Raw genomic sequence first — 14,414 nt, 5'->3', positions numbered from 1 at the left:
GTCAACCGTGATCGAAGCCGCCGCCGAGCGGCTCGCCACCGCCGCCGCGACCGGGGTGCCGTGCGCGCCGGTCCGCGATCTCATCGACGCCGGCGATCAGGACGCCGCCTATCGGGTGCAGGCCGTGCTCTCGGCCCGGCGCGCTGCCGCCGGCGAGCGCATCGTCGGCCGCAAGATCGGCCTGACGTCGCGCGCGGTCCAGGCCCAGCTCGGGGTGGACAGCCCCGACTTCGGGACACTGTTCGGCGGCATGGCGTACGCCGATCGCGAGCCGATGCCGCTGGCCCGGTTTCTGCAGCCCCGGGTCGAGGCCGAGGTCGCGTTCGTCCTCGGCCGTGACGTCGACGTCCCCGACCCGACGGTGGCCGACGTCGTGCGGGCGACCGACCACGTCCTGGCCGCCGTCGAGGTCGTCGACTCCCGCATCACCGGCTGGGACATCACGATCGCCGACACCATCGCCGACAACGCGTCCAGCGGCGCGTTCGTGCTGGGGACCGCGCCGCGCCGGCTTGCCGACGTCGACCTCGTCGGGGCCGGCATGGTGCTGGAGCAGCGCGGCGACGTGGTCTCCTGCGGGGCCGGCGTCGCCTGCCTCGGCAGCCCGGTGGCCGCCGTGGTCTGGCTGGCCAGGGCGCTCGGCCGGCAGGGGCAGCCGCTGCGGGCGGGGGACGTGGTGCTCTCCGGCGCGCTCGGACCGGTCGTGCCGGTGACCGCGCCGGGTGCCTTCCGGGCCCGGATCTCCGGCCTGGGTGACGTCACAGCGGTATTCGAGGACAGGAGCGCGCGATGACGACGCCGGTCGCCATCATCGGGTCGGGCAACATCGGCACCGACCTCATGTTCAAGATCAAGCGTCTGTCGACCACGTTGCGGGTGGCGGCGATGGTCGGCATCGACGCCGGCTCCGACGGCCTGGCCCGGGCTCGCCGGATGGGGATCGGGACCACCCACGAGGGCGTCGACGGGTTGGTCGCACTGCCGGAGTTCGCCGACGTCGCGATCGTCTTCGACGCCACGTCGGCCGCGGCGCACCGGCGCAACCACGAGCGCGTGCGACCGTTCGGCAAGACGATGATCGACCTGACGCCGGCGGCGGTCGGGCCGTACGTCGTGCCTCCGGTCAACCTCGGCGAGCATCTGTCCGCGGACAACATCAACATGGTCACCTGCGGCGGGCAGGCGACCGTGCCGATCGTCGCCGCGGTCTCCGCGGTGACCCCGGTGGCCTACGGCGAGATCGTGGCCTCGATCGCCTCCCGCAGCGCCGGGCCGGGCACCCGGGCCAATATCGACGAGTTCACCGAGACGACCGCGGCCGCGATCGAGCGGGTCGGAGGCGCCGAGCGCGGCAAGGCCGTCATCGTGCTCAACCCGGCCGAGCCGCCGCCGGTGATGCGGGACACCGTCTACTGCCTGGTCGGGCGGCTCGGCCCGGCCGAGCGGGCGGCCGTCGACGCGTCCGTCGCCGCGATGGTCGCCGAGGTCCGCACGTATGTGCCGGGCTACCGGCTCAAGCAGGCCGTGCAGTACGACGACGTGACCCACGGCTTCGTGCCGGCGCTCGGGCGGCCGTTCACGGGCACCCAGGTCTCCGTGTTCCTCGAGGTCACCGGGGCCGGGCACTACCTGCCTGCATACGCGGGCAACCTCGACATCATGACGTCAGCCGCGATGCGCACAGCGGAGCGGCTGGTCGCCCGGCGAGCGAAGGAGATGCCGGCATGACCTACGACGTGTACGTGCAGGACGTAACCCTGCGGGACGGGATGCACGCCGTCGGCCACCGCTACACCGTCGAGCAGGTCCGGGCGATCGCCGCCGCGCTCGACGCCGCCGGGGTCGACGCGATCGAGGTCTCCCACGGCGACGGGCTCGGCGGGTCGTCGGTCAACTACGGGCACGGCGCGCACACCGACGCCGCCTGGATCGAGGCGGCAGCCTCGGTGGTCACCAACGCTCGGCTCACCACGCTCCTGCTGCCCGGCATCGGGACGATCGACGACCTGGCCCGGGCCCGCGACCTCGGGGTCACCAGCGTGCGCGTCGCGACCCACTGCACCGAGGCCGACGTCGCCGCGCAACACATCGCCTGGGCCCGCGAGCACGGCATGGACGTCGCCGGGTTTCTCATGATGAGCCACATGAGCTCGCCGGAGCGGCTGGCGGAGCAGGCGAGGCTGATGGAGTCGTACGGCGCGCACTGCGTGTACGTCACCGACTCCGGGGGACGGCTGACCATGCGGGACATGGCCGACCGGGTCCGCGCCTACCGGGACACACTGCGCCCGGAGACGCAGATCGGCGTGCACGCGCACGAGAATCTCTCGCTCAGCGTCGCCAACAGCGTCGTCGCCGTGGAGAACGGGGTCACCCGGGTCGACGCGTCACTCGTCGGCCAGGGCGCCGGCGCCGGCAACTGCCCCATCGAGGCGTTCGTCGCGGTCGCCGACCTCATGGGCTGGAAGCACCGGTGCGACCTCTTCGCCCTGCAGGACGCGGCCGAGGAACTCGTCCGTCCACTGCAGACCCGCCCGGTCCGGGTCGACCGGGAGACGCTCACGCTGGGGTACGCCGGCGTGTACTCCAGCTTCCTGCTGCACGCCGAGCGGGCAGCGGCGCGGTACGGCCTCGACGTGCGCGACATCCTCGTCGAACTGGGCAGGCGGCAGATGGTCGGTGGCCAGGAGGACATGATCGTCGACGTCGCCCTCGATCTGGCGGGAGAGCAGGCATGACCGATCCCAGGACGCTCGCGACGCGGCTCGACGAGGCCATCCGGACAGCGCACGCGACCACCCAACTGACCAGTGAGGTACCGCTCAGCCTGGCCGACGCGTACGCGGTGCAGCGCGCCGGCGTGGACCTGCGCAGCCGGCGGGATGACCCGCCGGTGGGGATGAAGCTCGGCTTCACCAGCACGGCCAAAGCGGCCCAGATGGGCGTCTTCGACGTCATCGCCGGCGTGCTGACGGCCGGGATGCGGGTCGCGGACGGCGGGACCGCCGACCTTCCGCTGATCCACCCGCGGATCGAGCCGGAGCTGGCATTCCTGGTCGGCGACGGCGTCCACGGCGGCGATCTCACGACCGCCGTCGTGGCGGTCGCACCGGCAGCGGAGATCATCGACAGCCGCTACCGGAACTTCTCGTTCACGCTCGAGGACGTGGTGGCCGACAACGCCTCGGCGGCGGCGTTCGCGATCGGCCCGTGGCAGGACTTCACGGCGGCCCGCGCGCTCGACCTCGGCAACCTCGGCGTGGTGCTGGAGGTGGACGGCACCGTCGTGCAGGCCGGCTCGACCGCCGCCATCCTCGGGCATCCCCTGCGCGCGCTCGAGGTCTGCGCGCGGATGGTGCGGGAGCACGGGTTCGTCCTGCCGGCCGGCTCGGTCGTCCTGGCCGGGGCAGCGACGGCGGCGGTACCGCTGACCGCGGGCGCGGTGGTCGAGGCGTCCGTGACCGGGCTGGGCCGGGTCACCGTGCGGGCCGCGTCGTGAGCGATGCATTCGTGGTCGCCGGACGGGCGACGCCGCGCGGTCGCTTCCCGCACGTCAAGGTGGCCGGCGACCTCGTGTTCGTGTCCGGCACCAGCAGTCGCCGCGCCGACAACACGTTCGAGGGCGTCGAGGTCGACGAGTTCGGTGTGACCAACCTCGACATCCGGGCCCAGACGCGGGCGGTCATCGAGAACATCCGCGGCCTCCTCGCCGCCGTCGACGCCGACCTGAGCAACCTCGTGCAGGTGACGACGTACCTGGTCAACATGAACGACTTCGGCGGCTACAACGAGGTCTGGGCCGAGTACTTCGACGCGGACGGGCCGCCGCGAACGACCGTCGCCGTCCACCAACTGCCCCACCCGCATCTCCTCATCGAGATGCAGGCGATCGCGCTCCGCTCGCACCGAAGGGAAGCACCATGACCACGATCCCGCCCGTCGTCAACTTCCAGCAGTGGGTCGACGAACACCAGCACCTGCTCAAGCCGCCGGTCAACAACAAGCAGATGTGGCAACCGATGGGCGACTTCATCGTCCAGGTGGTCGGCGGGCCCAACCAGCGGACCGACTTCCACCTCGACCCGTACGAGGAGTGGTTCTACCAGGTCAAGGGCAACATGCACGTCGAGCTCATGACCGACGACGGGCCCCAGCGCGTCGACGTCCGGCAGGGCGAGATGTGGATGCTGCCCCGCGACACCCCCCACTCTCCGCAGCGACCCGAAGCCGGCTCCATCGGGATCGTCATCGAACGGATCCGGGAGGAGGGAACCCTGGAGAAGTTCATGTGGTACTGCCCGAACTGCCACACGAAGGTACACGAGATAGAGCTGCAGGTCCGCGACATCGTTGCCGACCTGCCGCCGGTCTTCGAGCGGTTCTACACCGACGAGCAGGCCCGGACGTGCCAGTCGTGCGGCACCGTGCACCCCGGCAAGGGCTGAGCCGATGACGCCGTCCGCAGTGGTCGACGTCCATACCCACTTCGTCCCGAAAGGCTGGCCCGACCTGGGTCCCGGCCAGCCGTGGCTGCGGGTGGAGTCCGAGCGCGAAGCCATGATCATGGTCGGCTCGGCGGAGTTCCGCCGCATCGCATCGAACTGCTGGGACGCCGAGGCGAGACTGTCCGACATGGACGCCGACGGGGTCGCGGCACAGGTCGTCTCGCCCACCCCGGTCTTCTTCGGCTACGGCCGTCCACCGGGCGAGGCGGCCAAGGTCGCCCGGATCTTCAACGACCTCGCCCTCGAGATCTGTGCACCGGCTCCCGGCCGTCTCCTGCCGTTCTGCCAGGTGCCGTTGCAGGACCCGGATGCCGCCTGCGACGAGCTCGACCGCGCCGTCGCGGCGGGCCACCTCGGGGTGGAGATCGGCAACCACGTCGGCGACCGCGACCTGGACGACGCCGGTGTCGTCACGTTCCTGCAGCACGCCGACTCGCTCGGCATACCGGTCTTCGTCCACCCGTGGGACATGCCGGCCTCGCCCCGGACCGACCGGTGGATGGCCCAATGGCTGACCGGCATGCCCGCCGAGACCCACCTGTCGATCATCGCGATGATCCTCGGGGGAGTGTTCGACAAGGTCCCCGAGACGCTGCGGATCTGCTTCGCCCACGGCGGCGGCTCGTTCGCCTTCTGGCTCGGACGGCTGGACAACGCCTGGCACCGGCGCCCCGACGTGATCGCGACCTCGCAGCAACCGCCGTCGGCCTACGTCTCCCGCTTCAGCGTGGACTCCGTGGTCTTCCGACCCGAAGCGCTGCGGGTCTTGGTCGACACGCTCGGCGCCACCCAGGTCATGGTCGGCAGCGACTACCCGTACCCGCTCGGGGAGCGCCCGGTGGGCGAGGTCGTCGACCGTTCGTCCTTCCTCACGCCGGACCAACGAACCGCCATCAGGACGAACAACGCCCGTCGCTTCCTCGGTATCAGCGAGATCGTGACGACGACCATGACGAAGTAGCGCCCGCTCTACCATCTCCTGCGCCAGCAACGGTTTGGTCGCGAACCGCACCGTGTCCGGGATCGTAGCTTCCCGACACCGCCTGGTGCGGTGTCCGGGTGCTCTGGACTACGGGCAGGAGCGAGGATCCGCTTTCGTCGCTGCGTAGGCCCGTGGCGCGGTGTCGGGACTGCTCCCGATTCGTTTCTTCGGACCACTCGCGAGCGAAGTAGGCGGCCGGCGAGATGCCCGTGGTATTGGTCCTTTTCCGTCGGCCCCTTCCCGAACCGTCCTGGTCACTTTCGCGACACACGGCTCTCAGCGTCAGTCGCGGCCGGCGATCAGGGTCTTGCGACGCCGTTTGGCCCTGAGGCGGACCCAGGCGGGCCTGTCGGGCGTGTCGTGGCGGTTGGCAAAACACCAGCTCAATGCCGTGCAACGGGTTATGGCACGGCACAGAGTCGGCATGCGGAATGGTGATGCCGCGGCTACGCGTCGAGGGCGTCGGTGTTCGGTGTGCTCGACCGGTTGTCTGCGGCGTTTCGTGTGCGCAGGATCGCCCATCCGACGAGCGTGCCGGCGACGGCGGTGAGCACCAGGCCGGCGACAGTCACCGCGTCACGGAACTGTGCGGTCTGGTGCGCGCTCCAGCCCGTCGTGGTGATGGTGCCGGTGAAGAAGGCTGCGAGGATGGTGCCGGCGATGGCGATGCCGGCGCCGGAGGTGACCTCGGACGCGGTGTCGACCAGGGCCGCGCCGATGGAGACCCGATTCTCCGGTAGGCCCCGCAGCACGTTGACCCCAGCAACCGCGCCGACCACGCGGATCGCGGCGGCGACGAGCGCGAGCGAGATCGCGACCCATACGTATCCGAAGCGGCCCAGCAGACCGTAGACGGCGAGGCCGGCCACGACCGCGGCGGAGCTAAGCCAGGCGGACCGTTCGAGACCGGCGCGTTGGACGAACCGGTTGACGAACGGGCCGGCGCTGATCAGGACGACGACCTGCGGCAGCATCCCGATGGCGGCGAGCGCGGGCGGCCATCCCCAGTCTAGTTGCAGCTGCAGGGTCACCATGTAGCCCATGCCGGCGACCGCCAGCCCAGTCGCGGCCTTATAGGCCAGGCCCGCGGAGACGAGCGGGCGGGCGACAAGCTTCGGGTCGAGCAACGGGTGGCGGGCCGAGCGCTCCCGCAGGACGAAGGCGATCGCTGTCGCAACGGCCGCGGCGGTGGCCGTCCAGGGCGCCCACGTGCCGCTGCCCTCGTTCACGAACAGCGTGGGCGCGATGAGCGAGAACACGATCGTCGCCGTGCCCAGCATCGCCCCCGCGACGTCCACCGGGTCGCGGTGCAGTTCGGCGGCTTGGTCCGCGGCGATGCCGGACCGGATGCCGATGATCGCCAGGGCGGCGATCGGCACGTTCACCAGGAGCAGGACCTGCCAGGGAGCGACGGCGAGCACGAGACCGCCCGCGGTCGGGCCGATCGCGAGCCCGACCAGGCCGACGGTGGAGATGAGGGTCATCGCCCGGACGCGCAGGTTGTCCTCGGTGAACAGGCGGAAGGCCAGCGCGATCGAACCCGGGGTGGTCATTGCCGCGGCGACGCCCATCACCGCTCGCACGCCGATGAGCTGCTCCGCGGTGGTGACGAACGCGGTTGCCAGGCTCGCGGCGGCGAGCAGCATCAGCCCGACCAGCATGACGCGGCGGCGGCCGAACCGGTCGGCGATCGCGCCGAACACCAGCATCAGCCCACCGAACACGACCGCGTAGACGCCGGTCACCCATTGCAGCCCGACCGTTGAGGCGTGCAGTTCGCGGCCGATCGTGGGCAGCGCGACATTCAGGATCGAGTTGTCCAGCATCTCGAACAGGAAGACCGCAGACAGACCCGCCAGGGCTGTCCACGCCTGCCGCAACGACTGGGGCGTGCCAGGCCCCTGCATCGTCGGCTGCTCGGATTCGAGCTTGGTTTCGGGACGCTGCGCGCTCATGAGCGTTCCTTCCGGGTGGGCGGCTCCTGCGGTAGACCGTACAGCATTTTTAGAGTCAGCTCTAAAAATGTGGTCTGGTACACTGATGGCGTGACTGAACCTGGGCTTCGTGACCGCAAGAAGGCGCGCACGCGTCGGCTCATCGCCGAGACCGCGGCCCGGTTGTTCGCCGAGCGGGGCTACGAGCAGGTGACGGTCAGCGAGATCGCACGCGCCGCGGAGGTGGCGGAGCAGACGCTCTACAACTACTTTCCTACCAAGGAACAGCTGGTCACCGACCGCGAAGCGGAGATACAAGAGCGGCTGACCGACCTGATCCGCTCCCGGCCCGCGGGAATCAGCCCGGCCGCCGCCATCCGCGGCTTCGTCCTGGAGACGATCTCGGCAATCCGCGGCATGCCCGCGGAGAACGTCCGCGGCAACCTCGGCTATCTCGCGGCCATCAGCCCGGCGGTCAACCGGCTGGCCCTGGAAGTGACCGACCGCCAGGCCGCCGCGCTGACCACGGCCATCAGCGAAACCAGCCCGGTCGCGCCGGAGGTCGCCCGCCTGCAGGGCATCGCGCTGGCCGGCGTGTTCCGCATCATCATCGGCGAGTCGGGCCGCCGCGCCAGCGAGGGTCAGACCCCAGCCGAGATAGCCGAGGCACTCCATCCGCAGGTCGAGAACATCCTCGCCGAACTGGACCGCTGGCTGACCCGATGACCGCCTCGACCCCGACGACCAGGCCGGTCGGGGCGCGCCTCACCGTGGTGGCCGGGTCGATCCCGTGGGCGACCCGGCCACCGCTGGTTTTCTCTAGGGGCCGCAACACCGCCTGCTGCCGACTTGCGCGCGTTGGTGCAGTCAGCTAGGCACCGCCGGTTGGACAGTTGCGGGATGGTCCCGTTGCGGCGCAGCTCGTCGGAATAGCGGACCGGCCCGGAACGCACCAACCGGTGTCCACTGGTCCGGTCGTCGAGCCCGCCCGGGGGTCACGCTGACCAAGGCAGCGCATTCGGTCACTGCGATTGCGCGCGACCCCGGACGGCCTTCCGGCGGTCGTCCGCTCGGTATGACGGGACGTCTGGCCGGAGTGAGACGGCGCCTGTCCGCGCAACACCGCGGGGCAACGCCGATTCATCCGTCCACACTGGATGGTGAAGGGCGTCTTGCTGTCGTCTCGTTCAAGGGCCTGTCGGAGCGGTACCGGGGCCCGGCGCGGGTGATGTGGTGGCCTCCGCGCCAGGAGGTTCGGTGGCACGGACGAAGTGCCGGATGGTGTCGTTGACCCGCTCGGCGATCTCGGCGAGGGCCTGGATCGCGGCGGACCGGGCGGTGGCCCGGACGGTGCCGGCGCCAGCGATGTATACGCGCCGGACCAGTTGCTCGGCGGTCAGATGGCCGGTGCTGAGCCCGACGGGTCCGTATCGGACGGTGATGACGGCTCCGCTGTCGCAGCCGGGCGCGCCTTCGGCGTCGGTGGTGGGCCAGATCGCTACCTGGGACACCCCGGTTCCGAGCCGCCATACGCAGCCGGCACGTCTTCGAAGAGCAGCTGCTGGGCCCGCAGTGCGGCGCTGTCGTCCGGGTCGGCGCTGTCGTAGGGGGCGGTGACGAGGCCGGGCAGCGTGTGCTGGACATGGGTGATGCGGAACCAGTCGGCGAACGCGGCCGGGTTGAACGCGACGCCCGGCCCGGTGACCGGCCCGGCGTTGATGAGGGGTTCGGCGGTGCGGTCGTGGATGGGCAGTTGCAGCACGGTGTCGGCGTCATTCGGGTCGTCGCTGTCGCTGGCGGCCACGCGCACGTCGGTGACGTCCTCGTCGGGGTCACCGTCGACGGTGGGGGCGAGGTAGACGTAGCGGCTGTCGTGCAGGCCCTCGAGGTGCCAGCCGGCGCTGGACCCGTCGTCCACGGCCGGGTGGTGACCGGGCCGATGAGGTCCAGCCGGACGGTTCCCGCGATGGTGTCCGTGTCGTGTCCGGTGTCGTCGCCGAGGCGGGTGTGCACGTCGAGTGTCAGGTTCCGGCCGTTGCCGGGGTCGGCGGGGAGAGTCAGATAGACCAGGACGGTCTGCCCGTCACGCTCGGCGCTGAAGCCGACGCCGCGGTCGGGGTCGGGGTCGTGCCATGGGGCCAACGTGATCCCCCACCGGGTGACGGTGGGCTGGTTGTCGGGGAACGGCGTCTCGCCGATGTTCATGATCGTTGTCCTTTCAAGGAGTCCGGGCGCAGGGCTGAGCTGGCAGTGGCGGCACGGCCCTGGCGGATGGTTCGCTGCGGGCGGCGGCGCGGAGCAGGTGCAGCGCCCGCTCGGCGGCGTAGGTGTGGCCGTAGAAGCCTCAGCAGGCGTCTACCTCGACCCATCCGGCTGCCACGGAATGTCCACAGTGGATGCGGTGGCGTGACGGGGTGGCGCGTTCGACGATGACGCCGTGGACGTCGTCGTCGAGCCATGCCTGCCACTCGTCGCGTTCGCCGGTGAGGTCGGCGGGGCCGGTGATGCCGGTGTGCGCGCGGTAGTCGGCGGTGTCGAAGGTGACCACGGTGAGGTCGCCCGCGGCGGCGGTCGCGACGGTGGTGGTGCCGTGACACAGCCGCAGGTAGCGGGTGAACCGGTCGTGGTCGGCGAAGTGCCGCCAGGCGTGCTGGATCTGTTCGATGTGCTGGTCATGGTACACGTCGGCAGCGACCTGCACGTATCCGCCGCGGCAGAGCAGCAGGGCGGGGGCGAGGGCGTCGCCCCAGGGTTCGCCGGCGTCGTCATCCACGAGCAGCCGGGCCCGCCAGCCCGGCAACCGGCGGTCGGTCACCACATCGGTGTCGTCGTACAGGTCCATGCTGGCCTCCAAACGGCAGTGCGGAACGGCCGCGACCACCGAACGAGCAGGCGGGGCTTTGCCGAGGAGCTCGGGCGTCGTCCTGCGGGGTCGCGGCCGGCCCGGTGGGGCTGGTGCTGAGGACCCGCAGCCCGCCGGGGCGCCGAGCGCCGTCACAGCCCTGGCAGGGCCGGGCGCCAGGGAAGTGGTGCCGCGCGGGACCGTCTGAGGTGGCCGGCCCGAGCAGGGCTTGACGGCGACAAGCCCGGGCGGGAGCGTGCGTCCTGCACCAGGTCACCAGCCCAGCCGCGCCGCGGATGGCGCCGACGGTCCGTGAAGCCGTCCGCGAGTCCACGGTCGCCAGCACAAGCGCCGCGGCCTCCCGCAGCGCTTCCATCGCTACGTCCGCGCTGGAGCCAGCCACACTGCGGAACTGACCGCTGTCAACGGTGAGCAACGGTCCGGGTTGGTGACTGCGGGCTCGACCAACCGGATGCCGGCCCCGGTTGGTGTCCGACGCCCGGGCGCCTGGCCGTTACGCCCGGGGTGGTGTCGGAGGGTTCGGCTCGTGGCGGGCGCCGGGCGGCCGGTACAGCACGGCGGCCGCGCCGCGGATGGGGACGGCACGGAAGCCGAGCCGCCGGTAGGTCTCGGCGAGTTGCCGGGTGCGGGGCTGGGCCAGCACGGCGATCGCATCGTGGTCGGCGCGGCGCTACAGCGGGCGGCCCAGCCGGGTCGCGGCCCGCTGGTCGCCGGGGTGCGCGGCCAGGGTAGTGACCTCCGCGACCCGGTCGAAGGTGCCCCGCGCCCAGCGCTGCGCGCGGCGTCGTTGCAGCAGCGCGCTGGTGGCCAGCCCGGAGACGACCTGGACGAGCAGCAGCACACCGTGGACCGAGACTTCGGCGAGGCCGGTGTAGAAGCACAGCACGGCCGCGGTCTGGTTGTACTGGGCCAGCCAGATCGCGACGATGGTCAGCACGACGAACGGGGCGATAGCGGCGGCCACGGCAACGGGCATACAGGCCAGTGCGGCCGCCCAGCCCTGCCACACCCGGTGTCGCCCGGCCGGGAGCTCCTGCACGATCACGACAGCGCGGGTGTGCCACGCGGCGAGGGTGTGCCGGCCCCGAGCCATGGCCAGGACCGAGAGCATGATCGGCCAGTTCGCGGCCTGCCCGGCGCGGTGCAGCACCGGCCGGTCCAGCAGGCCGGGCTGGAACCGGCCCGCGGCCAGCCACGCCAGCGCGGGCAGCTGCCGCCAGCGCGGGTGCAGGTCGGCGGGGATCACCGTTCGAGCGTGGCGGAGCACCCGACGCGGTGCGGTACCCGCAGCGTGTGCGGCCGATCACACGACACCGTCCATCACGGCGCCGTCCATCCACGTCGCCGGCCTGGCCGGTGCCGGGCCCGGCTCAGCCGCGGGGTCTGGCTGTGGTCAGGAGGGGTAGGTTTCCACGACCAGGGGGACGTGGGTGGCGTCCTCGTCGGGGCGCTGGTCGTCGATGTGGACGTAGAGTTCTTCGGTGCCGTCGGACCGGCGGCGGCCGCGGATCTCCACGTCGATGCCGTGGACGGTGATGACGACGAGTTCTCTGGTGTCGTCGCTGCCCGGGGTGGTGTCGACGGGGAACGCGCGCAGGTCCAGGCGGGTGATGAGGTCGTGCGCGGCGATGAGCGCCGCGGTCGTGTTTCGCGGGCCGAGTCTGCCGTCCCGGGCCTGGCTGGCGGCGGTGTGCAGGGCGGCGATCGCCGCGGTGAACGTCGTCCCGTCGCCCTGCAGCAGCACGGTCCGCTTGGTGCCGGTGCGGGATGTGCCGGTGGCCGGGGCGGTGGGGCCTGCCGTGTAGGTGAGGTACAGGTCGCAGGCGATCGCGGCGATCGTGGCGAGGACCGCCGCGGTCGAGGTGACCGGTCCGTCGTGGCGGGCCATCGACAGGTCCGGCCGCCACTGCGGCGAGGCGAGGGTGACCGTGCCGTGCATGGTGACGAGCACCCGCAGGCCCCCGTCGCGGTAGCCGTTGACGGTGGTGGGTTCGACGAGCAGGGCGGTGATCGGAGCGTCCCACCGCAGGACGCCCAGCTCGGCGCAGCGCTGCACGATGTCGGCGACCTCGGTGCCGAAGTCGTGCGCGTGCAGGGCCAGGAACTCGGGCAGTCCGGGCTCCTCCTCTAGGTGACTGGTGTTAAACGGTGGTCCGGCCCGCAGGGCCGGACCACCGTTTGTTGTCTTGGGTTGTGGGTTGGTGGGGGTGGGGTGGGTGTGATCGTTGGAGTTGTTGCTTGGCTGGGCTTGTAGGCCTGTGAGCCGTGTTTCCCGGGTGTTGTGGTGGGGGCCGGGGTCGGTGTTCAGGCGGGGTGGAGGGTCCAGTCGTGGCCGGTGTGGGTGAGGCCGAGGGTGGCGAGTCTGGCGAGGTTGGCCGCGGCGGCGAGGAGGTTGAAGTCGGCGGCGATGCGGATGCGTCCGCGCATCCGGGCGCGTCGGCCGCCGTGACGGCGGCGCATGAGGTGCGCGATTTTGCGTTCGACTTTGGGTCTGGTGGCGCGGTAGTCCGCCTTCCAGGCGGGGTCCTGCTGGCGGGCGCGGGCGGCGGTGAGGCGGGCTTCGTGGTGGCCGATGGTGATGCTGCGGCCGGTCTTGGCGTTGGTGCACTGCTCGCGCAGTGGGCAGGTGGTGCAGGCGGCGCCGAAGTCGGCCTTCCCGGCGTGCCGGGGATGGTCCTTGACCCGCCGGATCGGCCTGACGGTCCCGTTGGGGCAGGTGACCCGCTGCTGGTCGAGGTCGATGCCGAAGCGGTCCTTGGTGAACTTCCCGGTCGGTGCGACGGGTTGCTGGACCTTGGTCTTGGCGTCGATCCCGGCGCGGTCCAGCCGGTCGAGGATCTCTGCAGCACCGTAGGCGGCATCGCCATAGACCGCAGCAGTGCCGTTGCCGCGGCCGCCATCAGGGTCGGTGAGGTCGGTGATGAGGTCAGCGACGGGTTCGACGTCGCCGGTGTTGCCGGCGGTGACCACGGTCGCGGTGACGATCTCGCTGTCGGGGTCGACAGCAATGTGGCCTTTGTAACCGTCGAAACCGCGGTGGTTGGTCTTGTGCCCGTGGCGGGCCTGCGGGTCGACGGTAGAGATGACCCGGTCCGCGGCGACCTTCCGCGCGATCCGCAGCGTCCCCTCCGGCCCGGTTTCCAGGTCCTGACCCAGCACCGTGGCGAGCAGCCGCATCGCCTGAGCGACCGGCTCGGGAAGGTCCTCACGGCCGTCCAGGGCGGCCAAAAGCGCGTGACCATCCCGGGCGCGAGAGTCGATCAACGCTTCCCGCGCGGGTTTGTCGTCCCAGTCGATCAACGGTTTGGCCGAACTGGTGTAGTCGTCGCCGCTGCTCAGCCCGTGCAGGACGACCCGTAACAAGCCGGCCAGGTCAGGGCCGGCGACGCCGAGCAGACCACGGATCGCGGACCGGATCAGCGTGATCGTGTCCATCGTGGCGACCGCGTCATACAACGGCGTGGAATCCAGGACCCTGCGCCGCCCGATCAGCCCAGCGTTGCGGGCCGCGGTGAGGGCCACCTCGAAGATCCGGTCCGGACGCTCCGAACGGCGCAGCCGTTCCCGCATATCGACCAGGACAGTGTGCGCGAACCCGGCCCGCCCGGCGCCGTCCCAGCCACCCACCCCAGCGGCATACCGCCAGCGGGCGTCGAACGTGAACCGATCCACCGCCTCCCGGTCCGACAACCCTTCCAGCCGTTGCAGGACCATCACCGCCGCGACCACCGACGGCGGCACCGACCGGCGACCGACCGCCGCGAACAGATCAGCGAACATCTCATCCGGGAACAACACGTCTCGATGCTCGTGCAGGAACACGAAGATCGAATTCGCCGGCAGCGCCTCACCGCAGAACGCCGACACCGGATCCAGCAGATCCAGCTGCTGCGAAGCCCTACCCAACACCACCCGGACACACTACCCCGAATAGATACAAAACGATGGTCTGACCCGGAGGGTCAGACCATCGTTTAACACCAGTCACCTAGGCAGCGTGGGCAGCGCGAGCGGCGTACGGCCGCGCGCATCGAACGATTCGCATTTTCGCCAGTGACGGCCCTAACGGTGCTAAATCAGGATATGTCGGGAAAGTACCGCTAGCGGTGAACGCGCCGCGTCGCTACCCG

Annotated in this window: 16 protein-coding genes; 8 read left to right on the top strand and 8 right to left on the bottom strand. The window is 70.9% G+C overall.

From position 1 onward, the window contains the following. Window positions 1–7 precede the first annotated feature (7 nt). The 7 genes from ABT369_RS02435 to ABT369_RS02405 are packed head-to-tail and all read left to right on the top strand — an operon-like array spanning window position 8 to window position 5,466. A complete protein-coding gene (locus ABT369_RS02435) occupies window positions 8–793 on the top strand; it encodes a 2-keto-4-pentenoate hydratase (RefSeq protein ID WP_350609812.1) in 786 nt (261 codons plus the stop codon). Next, on the top strand, window positions 790–1,728 hold the full coding sequence (locus tag ABT369_RS02430) for an acetaldehyde dehydrogenase (acetylating) (RefSeq protein ID WP_350609810.1): 939 nt from the start codon (window positions 790–792) through the stop codon (window positions 1,726–1,728). Before ABT369_RS02435 ends, ABT369_RS02430 begins: the two co-directional genes overlap by 4 nt. Then, window positions 1,725–2,738, top strand: a complete 1,014-nt coding sequence (dmpG, locus tag ABT369_RS02425) for a 4-hydroxy-2-oxovalerate aldolase (protein WP_350609808.1) — start codon at window positions 1,725–1,727, stop codon at window positions 2,736–2,738. Before ABT369_RS02430 ends, dmpG begins: the two co-directional genes overlap by 4 nt. Next, entirely contained in the window at window positions 2,735–3,499 is a 765-nt protein-coding gene (locus ABT369_RS02420) for a 2-keto-4-pentenoate hydratase (RefSeq protein WP_350609806.1), read from the top strand. Before dmpG ends, ABT369_RS02420 begins: the two co-directional genes overlap by 4 nt. Then, window positions 3,496–3,924 carry a RidA family protein gene (locus ABT369_RS02415; protein WP_350609804.1) on the top strand — a complete coding sequence of 143 codons (429 nt, stop codon included), beginning with the start codon at window positions 3,496–3,498 and terminating at the stop codon, window positions 3,922–3,924. The genes ABT369_RS02420 and ABT369_RS02415 overlap by 4 nt, the downstream gene beginning before the upstream one ends. Then, window positions 3,921–4,445, top strand: coding sequence for a 3-hydroxyanthranilate 3,4-dioxygenase (locus tag ABT369_RS02410; protein ID WP_350609802.1), 525 nt, complete (start codon window positions 3,921–3,923; stop codon window positions 4,443–4,445). The genes ABT369_RS02415 and ABT369_RS02410 overlap by 4 nt, the downstream gene beginning before the upstream one ends. A gap of 4 nt (window positions 4,446–4,449) precedes the next feature. Then, the gene (locus ABT369_RS02405) at window positions 4,450–5,466 is read left to right on the top strand and encodes an amidohydrolase family protein (RefSeq protein ID WP_350609800.1); all 1,017 of its coding nucleotides are present in this window, start codon (window positions 4,450–4,452) and stop codon (window positions 5,464–5,466) included. Between the two features lie 467 nt (window positions 5,467–5,933). Here the strand turns inward: ABT369_RS02405 and ABT369_RS02400 are convergent, their stop codons facing one another. Beyond that, complete coding sequence (locus tag ABT369_RS02400) at window positions 5,934–7,442, bottom strand: MFS transporter (RefSeq protein ID WP_502891682.1); 1,509 nt, start codon at window positions 7,440–7,442, stop codon at window positions 5,934–5,936. 69 nt (window positions 7,443–7,511) lie between these two features. Here ABT369_RS02400 and ABT369_RS02395 point away from each other — a divergent pair, with 69 nt between their 5' ends. Further along, window positions 7,512–8,147 (top strand): TetR/AcrR family transcriptional regulator, encoded by a 636-nt coding sequence (locus tag ABT369_RS02395; protein WP_350609798.1) that lies wholly within the window; start codon window positions 7,512–7,514, stop codon window positions 8,145–8,147. Between the two features lie 461 nt (window positions 8,148–8,608). Here ABT369_RS02395 and ABT369_RS02390 read toward each other — a convergent pair whose 3' ends face one another. The 7 genes from ABT369_RS02390 to ABT369_RS02360 form a co-directional block, all read right to left on the bottom strand. Continuing rightward, a complete protein-coding gene (locus ABT369_RS02390) occupies window positions 8,609–8,932 on the bottom strand; it encodes a hypothetical protein (protein WP_350609796.1) in 324 nt (107 codons plus the stop codon). Next, on the bottom strand, window positions 8,920–9,339 hold the full coding sequence (locus ABT369_RS02385) for a hypothetical protein (protein ID WP_350609794.1): 420 nt from the start codon (window positions 9,337–9,339) through the stop codon (window positions 8,920–8,922). Before ABT369_RS02385 ends, ABT369_RS02390 begins: the two co-directional genes overlap by 13 nt. A gap of 426 nt (window positions 9,340–9,765) precedes the next feature. Then, complete coding sequence (locus ABT369_RS02380; RefSeq protein WP_350609792.1) at window positions 9,766–10,263, bottom strand: hypothetical protein; 498 nt, start codon at window positions 10,261–10,263, stop codon at window positions 9,766–9,768. 514 nt (window positions 10,264–10,777) lie between these two features. Beyond that, a complete protein-coding gene (locus ABT369_RS02375) occupies window positions 10,778–10,927 on the bottom strand; it encodes a hypothetical protein (protein WP_350609790.1) in 150 nt (49 codons plus the stop codon). A 27-nt stretch (window positions 10,928–10,954) separates the two neighbouring features. After that, a complete protein-coding gene (locus ABT369_RS02370; RefSeq protein ID WP_350609788.1) occupies window positions 10,955–11,530 on the bottom strand; it encodes a hypothetical protein in 576 nt (191 codons plus the stop codon). Between the two features lie 147 nt (window positions 11,531–11,677). Continuing rightward, window positions 11,678–12,340 (bottom strand): hypothetical protein, encoded by a 663-nt coding sequence (locus ABT369_RS02365; RefSeq protein ID WP_350609786.1) that lies wholly within the window; start codon window positions 12,338–12,340, stop codon window positions 11,678–11,680. Between the two features lie 248 nt (window positions 12,341–12,588). Continuing rightward, entirely contained in the window at window positions 12,589–14,151 is a 1,563-nt protein-coding gene (locus ABT369_RS02360) for an IS1182 family transposase (protein ID WP_350609784.1), read from the bottom strand. Between the last annotated feature and the right edge of the window lie 263 nt (window positions 14,152–14,414).

The sequence above is a fragment of the Dactylosporangium sp. NPDC000244 genome, assembly GCF_040300725.1.
In the GTDB taxonomy this organism is placed as follows: domain Bacteria; phylum Actinomycetota; class Actinomycetes; order Mycobacteriales; family Micromonosporaceae; genus Dactylosporangium.
Note: the sequence above shows the minus strand (reverse complement) of the source record. Positions and strands in the feature narration are given on the sequence as shown.